4 protein-coding genes are annotated in these 3969 nt (G+C 23.1%); all 4 read right to left on the reverse strand.

The window, feature by feature from the left end:
- A partial coding sequence (gene cas7i / locus Q0J90_RS03725; RefSeq protein ID WP_297276628.1) for a type I-B CRISPR-associated protein Cas7/Cst2/DevR occupies nucleotides 1–730 on the reverse strand: 730 nt, incomplete at its 3' end.
- Nucleotides 730–2466, reverse strand: coding sequence for a Cas8a1 family CRISPR/Cas system-associated protein (locus Q0J90_RS03730; protein ID WP_297276629.1), 1737 nt, complete (start codon nucleotides 2464–2466; stop codon nucleotides 730–732). The genes Q0J90_RS03730 and cas7i, both read right to left, overlap by 1 nt.
- Before the next feature lie 21 nt (nucleotides 2467–2487).
- A complete protein-coding gene (cas6, locus tag Q0J90_RS03735; RefSeq protein ID WP_297276630.1) occupies nucleotides 2488–3261 on the reverse strand; it encodes a CRISPR-associated endoribonuclease Cas6 in 774 nt (257 codons plus the stop codon).
- Nucleotides 3262–3451: 190 nt separating this feature from the next.
- Nucleotides 3452–3969 (reverse strand): GTP-binding protein (locus Q0J90_RS03740; protein ID WP_297276631.1); only part of this gene is annotated, 518 nt, incomplete at its 5' end.

Genomic DNA, 3969 nt, shown 5'->3' on the forward strand with positions numbered 1-3969 from the left:
TTTCCAAATTATTTTTATTAACTTTTAATCTGTTTTCAAAGAAAGGATTTTTTATATTATAAACTCCGCCTATTATGAATATAGGACTTAAATTTTCTCTCCTTCCTCTTATATCTCTGTATAAGAACTTTAATACATTTAATAAATCTTTGATTCTTTTTGCTTTTTCTTTATTATCTATTGCTATTTCTTCTATATCTGGTTCTTTCCCTTTATTAATTTTTTTTACTACTTTATCAATTCCAACTTTATCCAAATCTATAGTTACAGTATATGCATAGTATGATCTATGTACTTCACTTTGTACAAGTTCGTTTTTTAAATTATTTCTGTTAGCAATTGCCATATTATTAAGAAGGTCTAAATCAGAGTTATAACTTTCTAAAGCAACAGCATTGCTTAATCTAACAACGGCATTTCTTGTATTAGAACTTTTATTAATGCTATTATCTCCAGTTTTCATATATCCAAATAAATCTATTTCCGGATAATCTTTTATAGAAGTATCTTTTTCAAACTGGGCAACAGTATTTTTATCAGATGTAGGAGTATTATCCCATTTTAACTGTTCTATTATGTTATACCTTAATGCCTGTCTTGATATGTAGCTGTAGCTGTTTCCATCTCCTCTAGTTAATCTTTTTAATGCTGAAAAATTATTAGCACCCTCTCCATAATTTGCACTTTGTGCGTCAAAAATAATACTTAATGTTAATCCTTTATTTTCCATTATTCTTCTCCTTTATTATTATTTTCTGTTTTATCATAAAAAGCACCTTTAAGACCGAAAATATAAGCATTGCCTATATTTTTGAAATCTTCATCGCTTATAAAAATTCTGCTTAATATATTTGGTATTGGTAAATTAAGACTTGTATAAAGTCTTGCTATATTAGTAGAAAATAAATCTCTATTTGATGTACTTACAGCATTTATTAATTTATATACTAATCCTCTTAATTTATTATCAGCTTCTTCATTATTTTTTTTATCATCAGATTCAGCATCACTATTTTTCTTAATTAATTCTTTTCTGATATCGTATCCTGATTTGCATGCGATATGTGCGTAATTGATTTTTTCATTCATATTATTCTCCTTTAAAGTTTCTTTTGATATTTGTATTTTTAATATATTAAATATTGTATTTATAGAATAAAATATTTTATTGTTGCTTCCTTCTTGTTTGCTATCAATATTTTTTAGCAATCTTAATATTAAACTATATTGATTTCTGTTATTTAAAATATTTTCTATACACTCTCTATAAATATTTAATGATTCATCTTTGCCATATTTAAAATAACTTTTTGATATTTTACTTAAATATTTATCACAATTTTTTATAATTTTTAATGTATCTTTTGAAACTGTATTAAATGAATATTTTTTGTCATTTCTTATTATTACTTGTATAGAGTCAAGTTCTTTAGTTTTGAGTTTTAAAGCTCTGTTAATCATTGTATTATATGTTATATAGTTAATATTATTATCTGATTCTTCCTCTGCTTTTAAGGGAATGTTCATAGATATTAAAGATTCTATACTGTCATTATCATTTATAAATACCACTATATTTTTTATATTTATAAATCCTATAGGTGAACAGGAATAAATCATATAGCATATTGGACAAATAAATACATCAGAATTATAATTCCAATAAACAGAGCCTTTTCTCCCTTCTGCAATTCCAATATCTATTAAAAAAGCCATATCTAAATTTTTATTAGTATTTAAATCACATATTAGACATTTATCTTTATAATTGTTTTTATTATTTAATTGAATTATATATTCTTTAATTTTAATATAGTAGTCACTTATTGATTTTACTAAATCAGTATTTTTTGCTATATAATGTCCATTAATAGAAGGATTATATCTTAAAAAATATATATTATTAAATATAAAACTAAATTTATCAAGAAATATACTGGCAATATATAAATAGTATTTTAGTTTTTCATTATTATTTATATATGAGACTATATTTTTAAAATTGTTTTCTTTATTATCCTTATCGGATTGATAATTTGATAATAATTCTTTTATTTTATTATCTTCTAATGTATCAGCTATAGTAATCAAAGTTGTTCTTTTTAAAAAATTATCATATTTTTTTAAACTTTCTGAATCTGTTTTATTTGTATTTAATATTTGATATAAAGTAGTATTCTTATAAAATTTATTATAAATAGTTTTTAAATAGTATTTTGGAAAATCTAAATCTAATAAAAATTGTTTATTAACATATAATGTTTGACCTTCAAAATAAAAATCTTTTTTGTTTTCTAAACTTTCGCCTTTTTTAGCTTTTGATTCTTCCATCACTTCGATAAATCCAATAACACCGGCATTGAAAAGGAAAGTATCAAGATTAATTTCAAAATATTCATCGTTTAGATTAGTATTATTATCTTCTAAATTTAGTTCAAGCTGATTAGATTCTTTTGTTTTTGCCATAATAAAATTTCCTTATTAAAATTATAAAACTTCAAACATACCAAAACCCTCGCTTCTTCTGCTTCCTATTCCTGTTTTATAGAGATTGTTTAATAAAGTAATGTCACCTTCCAAGCAGAATTTACCGTAAGAGGCACTAATTAAATTTTCTTTGAATGGTACTACCGTTGTTTTTGATTCTTCCTGTATGATATTGCCGTTTTCATCTGTTGTTTTTACAGGTATTAATTTTATTTCAGAGCTTTCAAAATTGAATTCTTTTGCAATTCTTTCTACAGACTGATTTAATATGGAGTTAAAATTTTCATCTTTGAAAGTTAAATAAATATCTTTATTGGTTTCTCTGTTATGATTTCGAAGTATTAGAGGACTTAAAAATTTTATTAATATTTTATTTTTGCTGATAACTTTCTCATTTTGCATTGTTATTTTTCTTAATGTCATTACAATACCGCTTTTTGTATTTTCATCCTTAGGATATTTTTTATTAATCATGCTGTTAAAAGAGTTATAAAGTTCAATGAAGATTTTATTATCAAATATTGAGAATGTTGCATTTATATATGTTTTATCATTATCAGCTTTTGCAATTTCTATGTTATTATCATTGATTTTAGCATCAGGTAAAAATACTCCGAATGTAAATGCCTTCATTTTTGTATTTTTATTATAAATGTCATCATAAGTATTTTTATAATTTTTTTCTAATGCATGTTTAATAAAGCTTATGATTGTTAATCTGTATTCTTTGTTTATAATATTGCTTTCAAGTTCAAAATTAAGATTTATACGCATAGAATGTCCTTATACTGTATAAAGATATGTAATTATATTTAAATAATATAGTAAAAAGAGATAGTATTGTCAATAAAAATTATAATTTTTTATAAAAAATACAGTGTAAATATTTATTGTTTTTTTGAGGCAAAGTATTATATTTTATTATAAGATATAATAAACAATATATAGTTCTTAATCAAAATTATTATTCATTATGACGGCATTCATCATTATGGTGATGATGATGTTCTTCTTTATGTTTGATATTATCTCTGTAAACAGGCTGAAACTCTTCTCTTAAAAGTTTTCTATTTAAATCTTTACCAATAAATACTATTTCAAGTTCATCATTTTCATTAGCTCCGGTAACAGCATATCTTTCACCCACAACATCATACCTTAAATAATTTTCTCCGCATTTAATAAAGCCTTTTGATCTTGCAACATATCCGAATCTTCCATGCACAATATCTTCAAGCAAAGTTATAAATTTATTTTCATTTAATACACTGCATCCTTTCATGCTTATAGAGTCTGGCATCTCTTCATTTTTAGTATTTTCTAATTCCTTTACAGCGTACTTCTCATCTAAAAATGATTTTAAAATACTCTCCCACCAATCTTTACTTTTATTGGAATAATGTTCATCCAATATTTCTATATTTTCTAATGATACATTATTTTTTTTGATTAAGAACTGTATTTTTTTTATAAGTTCTTCTG

This window comes from uncultured Brachyspira sp. (assembly GCF_944390595.1).
In the GTDB taxonomy this organism is placed as follows: domain Bacteria; phylum Spirochaetota; class Brachyspiria; order Brachyspirales; family Brachyspiraceae; genus Brachyspira.

Excerpts from the sequence above, each read along its gene's own strand:
- Q0J90_RS03730 (WP_297276629.1), bottom strand. The coding sequence starts at position 2,466 with ATGGCAAAAACAAAAGAATCTAATCAGCTTGAACTAAATTTAGAAGAT.
- cas6 (WP_297276630.1), bottom strand. The coding sequence starts at position 3,261 with ATGCGTATAAATCTTAATTTTGAACTTGAAAGCAATATTATAAACAAA.